At 61.9% G+C, this 15,509-nt stretch carries 17 protein-coding genes; 7 read left to right on the top strand and 10 right to left on the bottom strand.

The annotated features are described in order from the left end of the window. Positions 1 to 182 precede the first annotated feature (182 nt). Positions 183 to 1,208 (top strand): 23S rRNA (adenine(1618)-N(6))-methyltransferase RlmF, encoded by a 1,026-nt coding sequence (gene rlmF / locus AD664_RS21155; protein ID WP_053149476.1) that lies wholly within the window; start codon positions 183 to 185, stop codon positions 1,206 to 1,208. A 272-nt stretch (positions 1,209 to 1,480) separates the two neighbouring features. On the opposite strand, the gene AD664_RS21150 is transcribed toward rlmF, so the two are convergent. Continuing rightward, positions 1,481 to 1,762: an HU family DNA-binding protein gene (locus tag AD664_RS21150; RefSeq protein ID WP_053149369.1), complete on the bottom strand. Its 282-nt coding sequence runs from the start codon at positions 1,760 to 1,762 to the stop codon at positions 1,481 to 1,483. A 396-nt stretch (positions 1,763 to 2,158) separates the two neighbouring features. Here AD664_RS21150 and yejK point away from each other — a divergent pair, with 396 nt between their 5' ends. Continuing rightward, positions 2,159 to 3,163 (top strand): nucleoid-associated protein YejK, encoded by a 1,005-nt coding sequence (gene yejK, locus AD664_RS21145; protein WP_042730182.1) that lies wholly within the window; start codon positions 2,159 to 2,161, stop codon positions 3,161 to 3,163. Positions 3,164 to 3,338: 175 nt separating this feature from the next. After that, on the top strand, positions 3,339 to 3,617 hold the full coding sequence (locus AD664_RS21140) for a hypothetical protein (RefSeq protein WP_042730181.1): 279 nt from the start codon (positions 3,339 to 3,341) through the stop codon (positions 3,615 to 3,617). A gap of 29 nt (positions 3,618 to 3,646) precedes the next feature. Here the strand turns inward: AD664_RS21140 and AD664_RS21135 are convergent, their stop codons facing one another. The 4 genes from AD664_RS21135 to AD664_RS21120 form a co-directional block, all read right to left on the bottom strand. After that, complete coding sequence (locus AD664_RS21135) at positions 3,647 to 4,582, bottom strand: glutathione S-transferase family protein (RefSeq protein WP_042730180.1); 936 nt, start codon at positions 4,580 to 4,582, stop codon at positions 3,647 to 3,649. A 57-nt stretch (positions 4,583 to 4,639) separates the two neighbouring features. Continuing rightward, positions 4,640 to 4,972 carry a GIY-YIG nuclease family protein gene (locus AD664_RS21130; RefSeq protein ID WP_042730179.1) on the bottom strand — a complete coding sequence of 111 codons (333 nt, stop codon included), beginning with the start codon at positions 4,970 to 4,972 and terminating at the stop codon, positions 4,640 to 4,642. Positions 4,973 to 5,012: 40 nt separating this feature from the next. Next, entirely contained in the window at positions 5,013 to 5,483 is a 471-nt protein-coding gene (locus tag AD664_RS21125; protein WP_042730178.1) for a nuclear transport factor 2 family protein, read from the bottom strand. Positions 5,484 to 5,570: 87 nt separating this feature from the next. Then, a complete protein-coding gene (locus AD664_RS21120; protein ID WP_256207119.1) occupies positions 5,571 to 6,875 on the bottom strand; it encodes a CynX/NimT family MFS transporter in 1,305 nt (434 codons plus the stop codon). A 323-nt stretch (positions 6,876 to 7,198) separates the two neighbouring features. On the opposite strand from AD664_RS21120, the gene AD664_RS21115 reads away from it, so the two are divergent. After that, positions 7,199 to 7,510: a type II toxin-antitoxin system MqsR family toxin gene (locus AD664_RS21115; protein ID WP_053149364.1), complete on the top strand. Its 312-nt coding sequence runs from the start codon at positions 7,199 to 7,201 to the stop codon at positions 7,508 to 7,510. After that, a complete protein-coding gene (locus AD664_RS21110; RefSeq protein WP_053149361.1) occupies positions 7,507 to 7,989 on the top strand; it encodes a type II TA system antitoxin MqsA family protein in 483 nt (160 codons plus the stop codon). Before AD664_RS21115 ends, AD664_RS21110 begins: the two co-directional genes overlap by 4 nt. 64 nt (positions 7,990 to 8,053) lie before the next feature. Here the strand turns inward: AD664_RS21110 and AD664_RS21105 are convergent, their stop codons facing one another. The 4 genes from AD664_RS21105 to AD664_RS21090 all read right to left on the bottom strand — a co-directional run bounded on the left by AD664_RS21105 (position 8,054) and on the right by AD664_RS21090 (position 12,215). Next, the gene (locus AD664_RS21105; RefSeq protein ID WP_042730176.1) at positions 8,054 to 8,818 is read right to left on the bottom strand and encodes an amino acid ABC transporter ATP-binding protein; all 765 of its coding nucleotides are present in this window, start codon (positions 8,816 to 8,818) and stop codon (positions 8,054 to 8,056) included. Between the two features lie 10 nt (positions 8,819 to 8,828). After that, positions 8,829 to 9,926, bottom strand: a complete 1,098-nt coding sequence (locus AD664_RS21100; protein ID WP_053149358.1) for an amino acid ABC transporter permease — start codon at positions 9,924 to 9,926, stop codon at positions 8,829 to 8,831. A 10-nt stretch (positions 9,927 to 9,936) separates the two neighbouring features. Then, entirely contained in the window at positions 9,937 to 11,118 is a 1,182-nt protein-coding gene (locus AD664_RS21095; protein WP_042730174.1) for an amino acid ABC transporter permease, read from the bottom strand. A gap of 65 nt (positions 11,119 to 11,183) precedes the next feature. Further along, positions 11,184 to 12,215, bottom strand: a complete 1,032-nt coding sequence (locus AD664_RS21090) for an amino acid ABC transporter substrate-binding protein (protein WP_053149355.1) — start codon at positions 12,213 to 12,215, stop codon at positions 11,184 to 11,186. Between the two features lie 472 nt (positions 12,216 to 12,687). Here AD664_RS21090 and AD664_RS21085 point away from each other — a divergent pair, with 472 nt between their 5' ends. Together AD664_RS21085 and rhlB are read left to right on the top strand one after the other, a co-directional pair. Further along, positions 12,688 to 13,344 (top strand): alpha/beta hydrolase, encoded by a 657-nt coding sequence (locus tag AD664_RS21085; RefSeq protein ID WP_053149352.1) that lies wholly within the window; start codon positions 12,688 to 12,690, stop codon positions 13,342 to 13,344. Between the two features lie 98 nt (positions 13,345 to 13,442). Then, the gene (rhlB, locus tag AD664_RS21080) at positions 13,443 to 14,915 is read left to right on the top strand and encodes an ATP-dependent RNA helicase RhlB (RefSeq protein ID WP_053149349.1); all 1,473 of its coding nucleotides are present in this window, start codon (positions 13,443 to 13,445) and stop codon (positions 14,913 to 14,915) included. Between the two features lie 138 nt (positions 14,916 to 15,053). Here rhlB and moaE read toward each other — a convergent pair whose 3' ends face one another. Then, positions 15,054 to 15,506 (bottom strand): molybdopterin synthase catalytic subunit MoaE, encoded by a 453-nt coding sequence (gene moaE, locus AD664_RS21075; RefSeq protein WP_053149346.1) that lies wholly within the window; start codon positions 15,504 to 15,506, stop codon positions 15,054 to 15,056. Positions 15,507 to 15,509: the final 3 nt, after the last annotated feature.

Below are 15,509 nucleotides of genomic sequence, written 5' to 3'. Positions count from 1 at the left end.
AAGATTCATTGTGGGAGCGGGCTTGCCCGCGAAAGCGCTGGATTAGACCGCCCATTGGCTAACTGACACACCGCCTTCGCGAGCAAGCCCGCTCCCACATTTAATCGGCGCAAGCCTCAAGACCAGGCTGGATGTGGGACAATGCCCGCCACTTTTTGAGCCATCCCCGAATCGACTCGCCCATGACCGCCCCTCGCACGCCCAAACCCGCCCGCCAGAAACCCAAGCCCGCCACCGAGGCCAAGACCGTGGCACCACGGGAGAAGGCCAGCCTGCACCCGCGCAACCGCCACCAGGGCCGTTATGACTTTGCGGCGCTGATCAAGTCCACGCCGGAGTTGGCCAGGTTCGTGATCATCAACCCCTACGGCAAAGAGAGCATCGACTTCGCCAGCCCCGAAGCCGTGCGGGTGTTCAACCGGGCGCTGCTCAAGTCCTTCTATGGCATCGCCCATTGGGATATCCCGGCCGACTACCTGTGCCCGCCGGTGCCCGGGCGGGCGGACTATGTGCATTTCCTGGCCGACCTGCTGGCCAGCCACAACGACGGCGAAATCCCCCGTGGGGCAGCGGTGAAGGTGCTGGACATCGGCACCGGCGCCAACTGCATCTATCCGCTGGTCGGCTACAGCGATTATCGCTGGCATTTCCTCGGCTCGGAGATCGACCCCACGGCCATCGCCTCGGCCAAGGCCATCGTGCAATCCAACGGTTTGAACAAGGTCATCGGGTTGCGCCAGCAAGCCAACCGCAAGCAGATCCTGCTGGGCCTGCTGGAGGCCAGCGAGCGGTTCGACCTGACGATGTGTAATCCACCGTTCCACGCCTCCCTGGAGGAAGCCACCCGCGGCAGCCAGCGCAAATGGCGAGCACTGGGCAAGGCCGACCCCAAGCGCAAGTTGCCCGTGCTGAACTTTGGCGGCCAGGCGGCGGAGTTGTGGTGCGAAGGTGGGGAAGCGCGTTTCGTCACGCAACTGATCAGCGAAAGCGCCCAAGTGGCCGGGCAGGTGCTGTGGTTCAGCACCCTGGTGTCGAAGGCGTCGAACCTGCCGGCGATCCAGGCCGCGCTGAAAAAGGCCGGCGCGCGGCACAGCCAGGTGGTGGAAATGTCCCAAGGGCAGAAACAGAGCCGCTTCGTGGCCTGGACGTTCCAGGACGAGGCGCAACAACAGGCCTGGCGCCAGGCGCACTGGGTCCGCAAGGATTGAATCGGCTGGGCGCTCACTCCTGTGGCGAGGGAGCTTGCTCCCGCTGGGCGGCACAGCAACCCCAAGACCTGGCACATCGGTGAATCAGGCAGACCAGATTCAGCGTGCCTTGGGGTCGCTGCGCAACGCAGCGGGAACAAGCTCCCTCGCCACAAAAGCCTCGCTATGACGCTTTGGCAAAGGGATTTATCCCCTCGCCGCAGACCACTTTTGCGAGGCAATAAAAAACCGTGCCCGGATCGCTCCTTGGCACGGTTCTACTTGCAGCGGTCTTACTTGTTGACCGCGTCGGTCAGGCCTTTGGCCACAACCAGCTTGATCACTTTCTTGGCAGCGATTTCGATGGCAGCGCCAGTCGAAGGGTTGCGGCCGGTACGGGCAGGACGCTCGGTGACTTTCAGCTTGCCAACGCCTGGCAGAGTGATTTCGCCGCCGTTTTCCAGCTGATCGGCAACGATTTGGCCCAGTTGGTCCAGCAGTGCACGCACGGTGGTTTTCGGCGCGTCTACGGCTTCAGCCAGATCAGCGATCAGTTGGTCTTTAGTAAGAGCCATGTAGTGTTCCTTCCCTATCAAATTCATATGGATTGCAGAGTGCAGTGTCAGCCATCGAGCCCGATCCATCTTGATCAGGCACCCTCGGCAATCACCGCGACGGATCGGGGTAATAGATGCCAAAAACCGGGTTTGGTTCGACCTGACAAATGCTGAATGCACGCTTAACGCAGTGACTTCGCGTAAGACCGGGCAAAACTAGCACAATGCCTTTGAAATATCCGCCTCTAGCTACCCATTTGGTCAGCTTTCTTGCGCTAAAACGGTAAAAAAATGCATATGGGCTGTCGGACGGCTCTGAAAGAGCCTTTGCCGGGTTCCAAAACCAGTGATTGCGGTACACTGAGCCCTTTTTCGGGGAGCGCGCCCTCCTCTCTTTCATCAGCCGAGAAATCCATGCCGATCCGTCATTGCATCGTCCACCTGATCGACAAGAAACCCGATGGCACCCCTGCCGTGCTCCATGCCCGCGACTCCGAGCTGAACGAGTCCACGGCCATCGAGAACATGCTCGCCGACCTCAACGAGAGCTACAACGCCAAGCAAGGCAAGGCCTGGGGCTTTTTCCACGCCGAGTCCGGGGCGCACCCCTTCAGCGGCTGGCTGAAGGAGTACCTGGACGGCGGCAAGGATTTCACCGCCTTCAGTCGCGTGGCGGTGGAGCACCTGCAAAAGCTGATGGAAGAATCCAACCTCTCGGTGGGCGGCCATGTGTTGTTCGCCCATTACCAGCAGGGCATGACCGATTACCTGGCGATCGCGTTGCTGCACCACAGCGAAGGCGTGGCCGTGACCGAGGAGCTGGACGTGACGCCCTCCCGCCACCTGGACCTCGGCCAACTGCACCTGGCGGCGCGGATCAACGTGTCGGAATGGCAGAACAACAAGCAGTCCAAGCAGTACATTTCCTTCATCAAGGGCAAGAACGGCAAGAAAGTCTCGGAGTACTTCCGCGACTTCATCGGCTGCCAGGAAGGCGTCGACGGCCCCGGTGAGACCCGCACCTTGCTCAAGGCCTTCAGTGATTTCGTCGAAAGCGAAGACCTGCCCGAAGACGATGCCCGGGAAAAGACCAAAACCCTGGTGGACTACGCCAGCAGCCAGGCCAAGCTCGGCGAACCGATGGGCCTGGAGGAACTGTCCGAGCTGATCGACGAAGAACGCCCCAAGGCCTTCTACGATCACATCCGCAACAAGGACTACGGCCTGTCACCGGAGATCCCGGCGGACAAGCGCACCCTCAACCAGTTCCGCCGATTCACCGGCCGCGCCGAAGGGCTGTCCATCAGCTTCGAAGCGCACTTGCTGGGCTCCAAGATCGAATACGACGAAGAAGCCGGCACATTGATCATCAAGGGGTTGCCGACGTCCCTGACGGACCAGCTGAAACGGCGAAATTGATGAGTCGGGCGGCCTGATATCCCATCAAGCCCGCTCCTGACCACCGGTCAGGACTGTCAAGGTCTACAGTATCGCCCTCCCTGGCAAATCCATTTTCATAGACGACAGCGCCTCGGCAGAAACACCGCCGAGGCCGTCCTCTGCCAGATTGCTTCAACAGATGGAGCCTATGGAAATGAACCCACTACGCCGCAGCCCTGTTCAACGTCGGCTGATCCAAATCGTCGGCCCGAGCCTGTTGTTCCTGCTCATCGGGACCTATGCCAGTTCCGCTTCAGCCGCGTCCTATTTGTGCAAGTACCATTCGATGCCGGGATTCGTCTTCGTAAAAAACCTCTTCGTGAGCGCATCCAGCACCCAGGACGCACTGACACTGGCCAGGGCGACCTTCAAACAAGAAAGCTTCTATGCCGACTACAACTGGATCACGTGCGAAATTCCTGTCAGCCCATGATCCAGCGCTGAACTGCCTGGGGCGCCGGGCTACTGAGCTGACAGCTTGAACCCCAGCCGCGGAAAGTGCACATGCACCACCCCGGCGCGCTCGTCCTCCCGACGCAGGATCAGCGTTTCCCGCCCGGCGAACACCAGCTCCCCCGCCACCGGATCGACACCGTAGTCGGTCGCGGCAATCGCCACCCGTTGCCCCAGGGCAAATCCGTTCGGCTCCTCGAACGACTCCTCCGGCAAGGCTGCCGGCGTTGCATTCCGGGCGACGTCGAGGGCCTGTTCGGCACTCATTTCGCTCGCTGCCCCATGGCCGAAGCCCAGCACCCGTGCCAGCCACGCCGACACCGCCGGATATGCATCCACCAACGGCGAGGTCACCGGGGTGCCCTTGAGGAACCACAGCGGATGGGCCATGGCGAAGTCGGCGATCGAGGGCTCCCCCAACAGGAAGTCGCCTTCCTCGCGCTGCAACTGCTGCTCGAGGCGCGCCATGATCGTTGGCCACTGATGCTTGGCCTGCTCGGCCGCCAGACGCGTGGCACTGCCGCCACTGAACAGTCCGGCACGATCGGCGATGAACGCCTTGATCGCCTCGGGCGACAACTTGGCGAAGCGCATGGCAATCGACTCGGGCTGGAACACCAGGCTCACCGCATGCTGGAACACCACCGAGTCGGCCCACGCGGCGAAAGATGCCGCGATCATTTCGCGGCCCTCGGGGAACAACGCCGGCGAAGCCTTTTCCTGCTCCAGCCGGCGAGCGATCAGGGACGTGTCGCAATAGACATCGGCGCCGACCTGCAACACAGGCGTCTTGCGGTAGCCCCCTGTCAATGCCGTGAGGTCAGGCTTGGGCATCATCGGCGGGATGTGCACCGAGCGCCAGGACAAGCCCTTGAACCCCAGCAACAGCCGGGCTTTCTCCGCGAAAGGAGACGTCGGGTAATGATGAAGGATCAGCTCTGACATAGAATTGGCCACTGCAGGAATGAGGGCTTGCAGCTTAGCGCGCCACGCAGAAGCAGCCTACTGGCCTGATGAAGGTGTATCAGCGCGGTTGATGCTGGCGACCAGGCATTCCTTGGCGCTTTTCCTGAGCTTCTTGATCAGCCGCTCCTGGCGCAGGGCCTCGCCCTTGTCGCGGCAGGCTTCGGTGTACACCAGCGCCACGGCCGGGCTGGACAGGAAGAAGCGCGCGCCCTTACCGCTTTGATGCTTGGCGAAACGCCGTACCGGGTCATCGCTGATGCCGCAGTACAACGCACCATTGGCCGCCCGCACCAGGTAGACGAACCAGGGCTTGCCCGGTTCGGTGGGGCCTTGTGCAGGCAACTCGGAAAGTTCGTTGGCGGTCGTCAAGGGATGTTCAACAGGTGCGCAAAAACAAACCGCGATCTTATCAGCGACTGGCCTGGAAGGCTCGCAACCCTTTGAGGGCCTGGGCCCGGACCGCATTGCGCACCAGTGGCGTCCAGCCCAGCAACAGGCCCTTGGCGCCCAGCGCCTGGCGGGACCAACGCCACAGGTCGAAACTGTCGTGATGCTCGCAGATCTTGCCATCGCGGAAAACGAAACGCGCCTGGATGTCGTTGATCACGATGTTGCCGGTCTGGCTGAACAGGTAGGTGGCCACCCAGTGGGCGCCGCCGGTGCGGTCATCGCTGCGCACGCTGTCGAAGGTCAGGGAAAAGTCCTTGGCCCGCGTGGTGAGCATGCGCCACATGTCGCCCGCGTCACGACCACGCAGCTCACCGAACGCCGGGTCACTGAACACCACGTCGTCGGTGTAGCAGGCGCTCATGGCTTCGGCGTCCAGTCGCTGGAAGGCCTGATAAAAACGGGTGATCAGGGCGTTGTGGGCATCACTCATGGACAGACTCCGGCATTCGTTTGAATAGAGGTGCACGATAATCTGCCTCGGCGACGAAGACTATCGTCATTCGCCATGAAAATGACATCAACGAAGCCCGGTGACCCGTTCGCTGCTGACGCCGACGTACCGCGCCCGGCCTGCGCCGATACCGGCGATCATCGCGCCCAGGCCCACCAGGCCGAAGATCCAGCCCAGGGCGTTCCAGCCGCCGGTCAGGTCATGGACCACGCCCACCGCGAACGGCCCCAGCGATGCCAGCGTGTAGCCGAAGCCCTGGGCCATGCTGGAAAGGTTCGCCGCCACGTGGGCGTCCCGCGAACGCAGGACGATCAGCGTCAGTGCCAGGCTGAACGTCGCGCCCTGCCCCAGGCCCAGCAGGATCGCCCAGCCCCACAAGCCTTCAATGGGCGCATAAAGGCAGCCGAACAGCCCGCCGAGGGTCATAGCCATGACGATCACGATGGCCAGCCGCTGGTCCTGGCCGCGCGTGGCCAGCCACGGAGCGGCCAGGGAGCTGACCAACTGGACGATGACCGAGCCGGACAGCACCAGGCCGGCCTGGGTCGGGCTCAGACCGCGCCCGATGAGGATCGACGGCAACCAGCCGAACACGATGTAGGCCAGGGACGATTGCAGGCCCATGTACAACGTCACCTGCCAGGCCAGCGGATCGCGCAACAGACCGCGGACCCGATACGCCACCTGGTGGGCGCCGTGCTTCTGACCCACTTGCGGCAGCCAGAAGACCGCGGCCAGCAGGGCCGGGACCGCCCAGAAGCCAAGGCCCAGGGCCCAGCGATGGTCCAGGTGTTCACTCAAGGGCACGGTGGCCCCGGCGGCCATCGCCGCTCCCAGGCACAGCGCCATGGTGTAGACGCCGGTCATGGTGCCGGCCTGCCTGGCGAAGTCACGCTTGACGATACCCGGCAGCAGCACGCCGATCACACCGATGCTGGCACCCGCCAAGAGGCTGCCGACGAACAATCCGACCTGACCGAACGAACTGCGCAAGACAATCCCCCCGGCCAGCGCCAGCAGGATCCCCAATACCACGCGCTCCGCCCCGAACCGCCGCGCCAGCACCGGCGCCAGCGGCGCGAACAGGCCCAGGCACAACACCGGCAGCGTCGTCAGCAGACCGGCCTGGGCCGCCGACAGCCCAAGGCTTGCGGACACCTCGCTGAGCAGCGGCGCCATGCTCGACAGCGCCGGACGCAGGTTCAGCGCCACCAGGATCAAGCCGAGCAGCAAAAGCCAAGGGCGGCGCACCAACGGATGGCTCCGTTGGGTCTGCTCGTCGTCGGCTTCGGCGTCGATCAGCATTTCTTCGAGGTCGCCAGCGCGTTTCGGCGCGGCCTGGGCAATAGGGTCAAGCGAATCGCGGGGCATGGAAAGCTCTGGATCAGGGTTCATTGATCAACCATCGACAGCGGGCTTGCCCCGTTGCGGATCAAGTCGGACAAGGATTGATGAGGAATGGTGCTGGGGCGCCGGTGGCGATTGCACACCCATCACGCTGGAAAAATAACGGTACAGCTCGCTGAGTGCCGGCCAGGCAGCGGTGAAAACACAAACCGAATTTTCTGACATGTTAGTCAGCTTCGTGTAGGGCGGCAACCGCCTAAGGTCATGGGGAGGGAAATGGAGCGAAATTTTCGATTGGTCAAAATTACCCTTTGAGGGTAATTTACTTCACAGGGTTCAGGGCTCTTATGGACAAGAACACACCTCATTACGATCTGGCGGTGATCCAGGCAGATGTCCGGCGGCTCAAAGGAAACGCATTCACCAGCACCGCCAAAAATACCGCACGGGCGCTCGGCTTGACGCTCGCCGACATGCAAGCGGTGATGGCCGGGCTCCAGCGCAGCCAGTTCTACAAGTCGATGACGACCTATGACAATCATCGGATCTGGCACGACGTCTATCACTTTCACTCACATGATTTGCAGCTTTACATCAAGGTGACGTATCGCCCGAGCGGCGGCCCACCGGTGGTTTCCTTCAAGGAGAAGAACGCATGAAAACCCAGCAGTGTTTCAGCTGTGGTGCCCCTCAGGGCATGTCGCATTTCGAAGGCCGTGGTGAAACCCTGGCCGTCAAGGGACTGGAACGTCGGGTCGACGATCTGTCTGGCTGGGAGTGCCAGATGTGCGGGGAAGTCGAGTACGACGCCGACTGTTCGCAACGTCATGACCGCGTGGGCGATGAGCTGGTCAATGCCGCCAGGAAGATGATCGGCGAAGAGTTGAAACGCGTTCGACGCAAATTGCATCTGTCGCAAAAGGAGGCGGTGGCGCTGTTGTCCGGCGGCGGTCACAACGCGTTTTCCCGTTATGAGCGCGGCGAGGTACTGCCACCCAAGGCATTGATGCTGCTGATGCGCCTGCTCGACCGTTACCCTCATCTGCTCGTCGATGCGAAGACGCTGGCGGAAGACGCCGACTTGAGGCAATTCAAGACAACGGTGCACAAGGAGCACGAAACCCTCACGGTGCCTTGAGCATCCGCTGCACAAACAATAAACCCGGAACAGCGTCCGGGTTTATCTCACTGCCCAAGGTCGATCAATGCAGGATCTGGCTCAGGAACAGCTTGGTGCGGTCGTTCTGAGGGTTGTCGAAAAAGTCGTTCGGCGCGGCCTGCTCGACGATCTCACCCTTGTCCATGAAGATCACGCGGTTGGCCACGGTGCGGGCGAAGCCCATTTCGTGGGTCACGCACAACATGGTCATGCCGTCTTCGGCCAAGCCGATCATGGTGTCGAGTACTTCCTTCACCATTTCCGGGTCGAGGGCCGAGGTAGGCTCGTCGAACAGCATGATCTTGGGCTTCATGCACAGGGCACGAGCGATGGCCACACGCTGTTGCTGACCGCCGGAGAGCTGGCCCGGGTACTTGTGCGCCTGCTCTGGAATGCGTACGCGCTCCAGGTAATGCATGGCGATTTCCTCGGCCTTGCGCTTGGGCATCTTGCGTACCCACATCGGCGCCAGGGTGCAGTTCTGCAGGATGGTCAGGTGCGGGAACAGATTGAAGTGCTGGAACACCATGCCGACTTCACGGCGGATCGCTTCGATCTGCTTGAGGTCGTTGGTCAGTTCTACGCCATCGACCACGATGCGGCCCTGCTGGTGCTCTTCCAGGCGGTTGAGGCAGCGGATGGTGGTGGACTTGCCGGAGCCCGACGGGCCGCACAGCACGATACGCTCGCCCTGCTTGACGTTCAGGTTGATGTCTTTCAGTACGTGGAACTGGCCGTACCACTTGTTGACGCCCTGCATCTGAATAATGCCTTCAGGGCTCACAGGCTTTTTGATTGCTTCACTCATGAGTCAACTCCTAACGCTTGTGGCCTGTGTCGAGCTTGCGTTCCAGATGCATGGAATAGCGCGACATACCAAAACAGAAAATCCAGAACACCAGGGCGGCGAACACGTAGCCTTCAGTGGCCATGCCCAGCCATTTCGGGTCGGCGGCGGCTTGTTTCACACTGTTGAGCAGGTCGAACAGGCCGATGATGATCACCAGGCTCGTGTCCTTGAACAATGCGATGAAGGTGTTGACGATGCCCGGGATCACCAGCTTGAGGGCTTGCGGCAGGATCACCAGGCCCATGCTGCGCCAGTAACCGAGGCCCATCGCCGCGGCCGCTTCGTACTGCCCCTTGGGAATGGCCTGCAGGCCGCCGCGCACCACTTCGGCCACGTAGGCCGACTGGAACAGGATCACCCCGATGAGCGCCCGCAGCAGCTTGTCGAAGTTCATGCCCTCGGGCAGGAACAGCGGCAGCATCACCGACGACATGAACAGCACCGTGATCAACGGCACACCACGCCAGAACTCGATGAAGGTGACGCAGACCACGCGGATCGCCGGCAGGTTCGAACGCCGGCCCAGGGCCAGGACGATACCCAGCGGCAGTGCGCCGGCGATGCCGACCGTAGCGATCACCAGGGTCAGCATCAGGCCGCCCCATTGGCTGGTCGCCACGGCGTCCAGGCCGAACACGCCACCGTGCAGCAGGCACCAGGCAACGATCGGGTACACCACCAGGAAGCTCAGGCCATAGATCGCCTTGCGCGGGAAGCGCGAGATGAACAACGGCGCCGCGCCGATCACTGCCAGCCACACCGTCAGGTCTACGCGCCAGCGCAGTTCCGTCGGGTAGTAGCCATACATGAACTGGCCGAAACGCTGCTGGATGAACACCCAGCAGGCGCCTTCCTTGGTGCAGTCGGCGCGGGTAGTACCCACCCAGTTCGCATCCAGGATGGCCCAGTGCAGCAGCGGTGGGATAATCAGGTAGATCAGGTAGAACGCGAACAGGGTCAGCAGCGTATTGATCCAGCTGGAGAACATGTTGGCGCGCACCCATGCCACCACACCGATGCTGTTGCTCGGTGGCGGCATGTCAGGCTTGAAAGTATGGGATGTCATGCGCGTTTCCTCACCGCTCGATCAGCGCAATGCGCTTGTTGTACCAGTTCATCAGCAGGGAAATGCTGATACTGATCGCCAGGTACACACTCATGGTGATCGCAATCACCTCGATGGCCTGGCCGGTCTGGTTCAACACCGTGCCGGCGAACAGCGACACCATTTCCGGGTAACCGATACCGGCCGCCAGGGAGGAGTTCTTCGCCAGGTTCAGGTATTGGCTGGTCAACGGCGGAATGATCACGCGCAGGGCTTGCGGGATGATCACCTTGCGCAGGGTCGGACCGTTGCGCAGGCCCAGCGAGCGCGCCGCTTCGGTCTGGCCGTGGCTGACCGACTTGATGCCCGAGCGCACGATCTCGGCGATGAACGCCGCGGTGTACACCGTCAAGGCCAGGGTCAAGGCCAGCAGTTCCGGGATCAGCACCCAGCCGCCGACGAAGTTGAAGCCCTTGAGCTGCGGCATTTCCCAATGCACCGGCGCACCGAACAACAGCGCGCTCAAGGCCGGGATTACCAGGAACAGCGCCAGGCCGGCCCAGAACTTGTGGAACGGCTCGCCGGTCGCGTCGAAACGCTTGTTGGCCCAGCGGGCCATCAGCACGATGGCGACGATCGCCAGCACCACGCTGACCACGAACGGCCAGAACCCGTCCGCCACCAACGCGGCCGGCATGTTCAAGCCCCGGCTGCTGACAAAGAACGTGTCGCCGAAGTTATGGGCCGCCCGCGGCCCCGGCATGCTCAGGAATACCGCGAAGTACCAGAACAGGATTTGCAGCAGCGGCGGAATGTTGCGGAAAACCTCCACGTAGACGGTCGCCAGCTTGGAGATGATCCAGTTCTGCGACAAGCGTGCGACACCGATGATGAAGCCGAGGATGGTCGCCAGGATCACGCCGATGAAGGTCACCAGCAGCGTGTTGAGCAAACCGATCACGAAGACGCGGGCATAGCTGTCCGCTTCGGTGTAGTCGATCAGGTGTTGGGCAATGCCGAAGCCGGCACTGCGTTCCAGGAAGCCGAAACCGGAGGTGATGCCCCGGTGTGCCAAGTTGGTCTGCGTGTTATCGAACAGGTACCAGCCCAGCGCGATGACCGCCACGACCGTGACGATCTGAAATACCCACGCACGCACTTTTGGATCGCTGAGGCTGAGCCTCTGCTTTGGTGCGCCGATTGAATTTTGCATGAAGTGCCCCGCAAAGAATGGAACAGAACATCACCCGGTGGTTGGCCCACCGGGTGATAGAACCATCAGCGCACTGGTGGTGCGTATTGAATGCCGCCAGCGTTCCACAGCGCGTTCAGGCCGCGGTCGATTTCAAGCGGAGTGCTCTTGCCCAGGTTACGCTCGAACATTTCACCGTAGTTGCCAACTTGCTTGACGATCTGGACGACCCAGTCCTTCGGCAGTTTCAGGTCCTTGCCGTACTCACCGTCAGCGCCCAGCAAACGAGCCACGTCCGGGTTCTTGGTGGACTTGGCTTCGGCCTCGACGTTCTTCGAGGTCACGCCGGCTTCTTCAGCGTTGAGCAGTGCATAGCCTGTCCAACGCACGATGGCCAGCCACTCGTCGTCGCCGTTACGCACGACCGGGCCCAGGGGTTCCTTGGAAATGGTTTCCGGCAGAACGACGTAGTCCTTCGGCGAGGCCAGCTTGCTGCGCTGGGCGAACAGCTGGGATTTGTCGGAGGTCAGCACGTCGCAACGACCGGATTCCAGCGACTTGGCGCTTTCGTCGGAGGTGTCGAAGGTGATCGGGGTGTACTTCAGGCCGTTGGCGCGGAAGTAGTCGGACACGTTCAGCTCGGTGGTGGTACCGGCCTGGATGCAGATGGTTGCACCGTCCAGTTCCTTGGCGCTCTTCACACCCAGCTTGTTGTTGGCCAGGAAGCCGATGCCATCGTAGTAGGTGATGAAGCCTGGGAATTTCAGGCCCATGCCCGCGTCACGGGAACTGGTCATGGTGGAGTTGCGCGAGAGCACGTCGATTTCGCCCGATTGCAGCGCGGTGAAGCGCTCCTTGGCGTTCAACTGGCTGAACTTGACCTTGCTTGCATCGCCGAATACGGCAGCGGCCACGGCACGGCAGAAGTCGGCGTCGATACCGACGATCTTGCCGGTCGAATCAGGCACCGAGAAACCTGGCAGGCCATCACTCACACCGCATTGCACGAAACCCTTCTTCTGTACCGCGTCCAGGGTCGCACCCGCCTGCGCGAAACCGCTGACACCGAGCACAGCTGCTGCAGTCACGACAGCCAGGGTGGATTTCAGTAACTTCATTCAAACCTCCAGTTTTGCTCTTGTTGTGTCGGAGCTTGAGTCCTGTCGCACCCTTTTGAGGCATTGCCGACCCTTGTTGGCTTTTTTTAGGGTCAACCGACGTCTGGACCTTCGCTATGAGTCTATTAATGAGAACGTCCACCAGCAGTGGTCATGCCACTTCTCACCAATCGGCCGAACGGGCTGTAGCCCTTCACGTTCGCGAAGCCCGTAGCGGCTATTGGCGAACATCCATCACCGGATTTCTGATATCCCATGCGTCGCGTCAAGCTGATAGTGTTACCGCGCAGCGTAAGAATCATCACTCAGGCATCCTCATAGCAAAGCCCGTACCAGACCGCTGCGCTTGGCCCTTGTAAAACACGTCAAGACAAAAAGTTGTAAGTTTGCGACATCTAATTAACTGAGACACCGGACGCGCACCGTAACAATGCACTGATAGGGCGCGCCCGCACAGATTTGGAGCACCACCATGACCGACCCCTTGATTCTCGAGCCCAGCGGCACCGCAGACGCATGCGTTATCTGGCTCCACGGCCTGGGCGCCGATCGCTTTGACTTCCTGCCAGTGGCCGAAATGCTGCAGCAAAGCCTGCTCACCACGCGTTTCGTTCTACCCCAGGCGCCGACCCAGCCAGTAACGATCAACGGTGGCTACGCGATGCCCAGTTGGTACGACATCCGCGCGCTGAGCCCGGCGCGGGCCATCGACGAACAGCAACTGGAAGTCTCGGCGCAACGGGTCATCGACCTCGTCGAAACCCAGCGAGCCGGCGGGATAGACGCCTCGCGGATTTTCCTGGCGGGGTTCTCCCAGGGCGGCGCAGTGGTCTACCACACGGCGTTCGTGAAATGGCAGGGCCCGTTGGGCGGCGTGATCGCCCTCTCCACGTATGCCCCGACGTTCGGCGACGAACTGCAATTGTCGGCCAGCCAGCAACGCATTCCCGTGCTGGCGCTGCATGGGCAGTACGACGAAGTGGTGCTCAACCCGATGGGGCGCACCGCCAAGGAGTATTTGAAGCAGCATGGTGTCACCGTGACATGGCAGGAATACCCAATGGGCCACGAAGTGTTACCCGAAGAGATTCGTGACATTGGCCATTGGCTGGCCGAGCGCTTGCGCTAAGAGGCAAATCGTCACGCCAGGCCGTTGACGAACCCACTACGCCGCGCCCGTTTCTTGCATTACACTGGCCGGCGTACATTCCTTAACCAATCGATGAGATGACCGTGCTCAAAGCACTCAAGAAGATGTTCGGTAAAAGCGAGGCCGAACAGCTCGCGCCTGCCACCAGCGCGCCTGTCCCCGCCCCGAGCCGTCCCGATGCGCAGCAGCCGCGCCGGACCGCCCCTGTGGCGCAGGAGAAAAAACAGCCGGCGGCGCCATCCGCCGCCAAACCCGTCGCCCCGGCGCCGGAGAAACCACGCAACGAATCCCCCCGGCCACGCCGCGAACGAGCGCCAAAACCGCCGGCCGTCGCCTGGAAGCTGGAAGATTTCGTCGTCGCCCCCCAGGAAGGCAAGACCCGCTTCCACGACTTCAAGCTGGCCCCTGAACTGATGCATGCCATCCAGGACCTGGGTTTCCCATACTGCACGCCCATCCAGGCGCAGGTGCTGGGCTACACCCTCGCCGGCAAGGACGCCATCGGTCGCGCCCAGACCGGCACCGGCAAGACCGCCGCGTTCCTGATCTCGATCATCACCCAACTGCTCCAGACCCCGCCGCCCAAGGAACGCTACATGGGTGAACCGCGGGCGCTGATCATCGCCCCGACCCGCGAGCTGGTGGTACAGATCGCCAAGGACGCCGCCGACCTGACCAAGTACACCGGCCTGAACGTCATGACGTTCGTCGGTGGCATGGACTTCGACAAGCAGCTCAAGCACCTCGAAGCCCGCCATTGCGACATTTTGGTGGCCACCCCGGGCCGCCTGCTGGACTTCAACCAGCGCGGCGACGTGCACCTGGACATGGTCGAAGTGATGGTCCTGGACGAAGCCGACCGCATGCTCGACATGGGCTTCATCCCCCAGGTCCGCCAGATCATTCGCCAGACCCCGCCGAAAAGCGAGCGCCAGACCCTGCTGTTCTCCGCCACCTTCACCGATGACGTGATGAACCTGGCCAAGCAGTGGACCACCGACCCGGCCATCGTCGAGATCGAAGCCGAGAACGTGGCCAGCGAAAACGTCGAGCAACACATCTACGCGGTGGCCGGTGCCGACAAGTACAAGCTGCTCTACAACCTGGTCAACGACAACGGCTGGGAACGGGTGATGGTCTTCGCCAACCGCAAGGACGAAGTGCGCCGCATCGAGGAACGCCTGGTGCGCGATGGCGTCAACGCCGCGCAGCTGTCAGGTGACGTGCCGCAACACAAGCGCATCAAGACGCTGGAAGGCTTTCGCGAAGGCAAGATCCGCGTCCTGGTGGCCACCGATGTCGCAGGTCGCGGCATCCACATCGACGGCATCAGCCACGTGATCAACTTCACCCTGCCGGAAGTACCGGACGACTACGTGCACCGGATCGGCCGCACCGGCCGCGCGGGCGCCGAAGGTGTGTCCATCAGTTTCGCCGGGGAAGACGACTCCTACCAGTTGCCGTCCATCGAGGCGCTGCTGGGCCGCAAGATCAGTTGCGAAATGCCGCCGACGCATCTGCTGCGTCCGGTCGAGCGCAAGCGCTCCTGAGCCTGGCGCAACAAAAAAACGCAGCCCACCGAGGCTGCGTTTTTTTTGGCTTCAGGTCTTCGCCATTGGACAGGGGGCAAGGCTGAGGACGCCTGCTCGCAAAAGCGCTTGGAAGTCACTGCAAGGAAACGGACCTGCTCACGACTTCCAGCGATCCGCCGCCGCATGATCGCTGTCCCGGCCCTCGACCCAGCGCGGGCCGTCGGCGGTGTTTTCCTTTTTCCAGAATGGCGCGCGGGTCTTGAGGTAGTCCATGACAAAGGCGCAGGCGTCGAACGCCGCCTGCCGATGGGCGCTGGCGGCCGCGACGAACACGATCGGTTCGCCCGGCTCCAGCGCGCCGATGCGGTGCAGCACCTCCAGCTTGAGCAGCGGCCAGCGTTGCTCGGCCTCGGTGGCGATCTTGCCCAAGGCCTTCTCGGTCATGCCCGGGTAATGCTCCAGGAACATCCCGGACACATCGAGGCCGTCGTTGAAATCGCGCACGTAGCCGACAAAACTGACCACCGCCCCCACGCCGACGTTGGCCGCGTGCATCCCATTGACCTCGGCCCCCGGGTCGAACGGCTCGGCCTGTACCCGAATCGCCATGGT

The organism is Pseudomonas sp. P97.38, from assembly GCF_001269745.1.
Classification (GTDB): Bacteria; Pseudomonadota; Gammaproteobacteria; order Pseudomonadales; family Pseudomonadaceae; genus Aquipseudomonas; species Aquipseudomonas chlororaphis_E.
This window is presented reverse-complemented; position numbering and strand designations above follow the sequence as displayed.

What these genes read in the sequence shown, in the direction of transcription:
- AD664_RS21085 (WP_053149352.1), top strand. Translation starts at nt 12,688, where the DNA reads ATGACCGACCCCTTGATTCTCGAGCCCAGCGGCACCGCAGACGCATGC.
- AD664_RS21125 (WP_042730178.1), bottom strand. Translation starts at nt 5,483, where the DNA reads ATGAGTGATGCCCACAACGCCCTGATCACCCGTTTTTATCAGGCCTTC.
- moaE (WP_053149346.1), bottom strand. Translation starts at nt 15,506, where the DNA reads ATGGCGATTCGGGTACAGGCCGAGCCGTTCGACCCGGGGGCCGAGGTC.
- AD664_RS21110 (WP_053149361.1), top strand. Translation starts at nt 7,507, where the DNA reads ATGAAAACCCAGCAGTGTTTCAGCTGTGGTGCCCCTCAGGGCATGTCG.
- AD664_RS21120 (WP_256207119.1), bottom strand. Translation starts at nt 6,875, where the DNA reads ATGCCCCGCGATTCGCTTGACCCTATTGCCCAGGCCGCGCCGAAACGC.
- AD664_RS21090 (WP_053149355.1), bottom strand. Translation starts at nt 12,215, where the DNA reads ATGAAGTTACTGAAATCCACCCTGGCTGTCGTGACTGCAGCAGCTGTG.
- AD664_RS21115 (WP_053149364.1), top strand. Translation starts at nt 7,199, where the DNA reads ATGGACAAGAACACACCTCATTACGATCTGGCGGTGATCCAGGCAGAT.
- rlmF (WP_053149476.1), top strand. Translation starts at nt 183, where the DNA reads ATGACCGCCCCTCGCACGCCCAAACCCGCCCGCCAGAAACCCAAGCCC.
- rhlB (WP_053149349.1), top strand. Translation starts at nt 13,443, where the DNA reads ATGACCGTGCTCAAAGCACTCAAGAAGATGTTCGGTAAAAGCGAGGCC.
- AD664_RS21100 (WP_053149358.1), bottom strand. Translation starts at nt 9,926, where the DNA reads ATGACATCCCATACTTTCAAGCCTGACATGCCGCCACCGAGCAACAGC.
- AD664_RS21095 (WP_042730174.1), bottom strand. Translation starts at nt 11,118, where the DNA reads ATGCAAAATTCAATCGGCGCACCAAAGCAGAGGCTCAGCCTCAGCGAT.
- yejK (WP_042730182.1), top strand. Translation starts at nt 2,159, where the DNA reads ATGCCGATCCGTCATTGCATCGTCCACCTGATCGACAAGAAACCCGAT.
- AD664_RS21105 (WP_042730176.1), bottom strand. Translation starts at nt 8,818, where the DNA reads ATGAGTGAAGCAATCAAAAAGCCTGTGAGCCCTGAAGGCATTATTCAG.
- AD664_RS21135 (WP_042730180.1), bottom strand. Translation starts at nt 4,582, where the DNA reads ATGTCAGAGCTGATCCTTCATCATTACCCGACGTCTCCTTTCGCGGAG.
- AD664_RS21150 (WP_053149369.1), bottom strand. Translation starts at nt 1,762, where the DNA reads ATGGCTCTTACTAAAGACCAACTGATCGCTGATCTGGCTGAAGCCGTA.
- AD664_RS21140 (WP_042730181.1), top strand. Translation starts at nt 3,339, where the DNA reads ATGAACCCACTACGCCGCAGCCCTGTTCAACGTCGGCTGATCCAAATC.